The organism is Caballeronia sp. LZ029 (assembly GCF_031451275.1).
In the GTDB taxonomy this organism is placed as follows: Bacteria; Pseudomonadota; Gammaproteobacteria; order Burkholderiales; family Burkholderiaceae; genus Caballeronia; species Caballeronia jiangsuensis.
Window position 1 is genome coordinate 1 of sequence record NZ_JARUXO010000029.1, and the last position, 536, is coordinate 536.

At 55.2% G+C, this 536-nt stretch carries 2 pseudogenes; one reads left to right on the forward strand and one right to left on the reverse strand.

The features are described from left to right. Positions 1 to 100, forward strand: a pseudogene (locus QCE73_RS39505) (Mu transposase domain-containing protein); the annotation flags it as partial. A 39-nt stretch (positions 101 to 139) separates the two neighbouring features. On the opposite strand, the pseudogene QCE73_RS33935 reads toward QCE73_RS39505, so the two are convergent. Beyond that, positions 140 to 442, reverse strand: a pseudogene (locus QCE73_RS33935) (integrase core domain-containing protein); the annotation flags it as partial. Positions 443 to 536 lie beyond the last annotated feature (94 nt).

Here is a 536-nt window from a genome sequence, read left to right on the forward strand (position 1 = left end):
TGACTACCACGTCGAACTCATCGGCCATTACTACTCAGTCCCGCATCGCTTCGCGCGTGAGCAGGTCGACGTACGTTACACCACGTCGACGGTCGAGATATGAAGCGCACCGGGAATCTCGGAGACGGCTTTGCTGGAGCTACGCTGCCATCGGCATTCCAGCGAGTTGCTCATAGTAGCGGGCTTCCGCTTCGGCCGGTGGGATATTGCCAATCGGCTCAAGTAGGCGTCGGTGATTAAACCAGTCCACCCATTCAAGCGTGGCCAGTTCAACCGCCTGCACGTTACGCCATGGTCCGCGACGATGAATAACTTCTGCCTTGTAAAGGCCGTTGATCGTTTCGGCGAGTGCGTTATCGTACGAATCTCCGACGCTGCCGACTGACGGTTCGATTCCTGCTTCGGCTAGACGATCCGTATACCGAATTGAAACGTATTGGGCGGATTCAACCGGTCGTCGCAACACTGGATTGTTGAACAGATTTTAGGTACTCGTCGAGAGCTTCCGCAGGCGTCTTCCATCCTAGAGTTTTTCG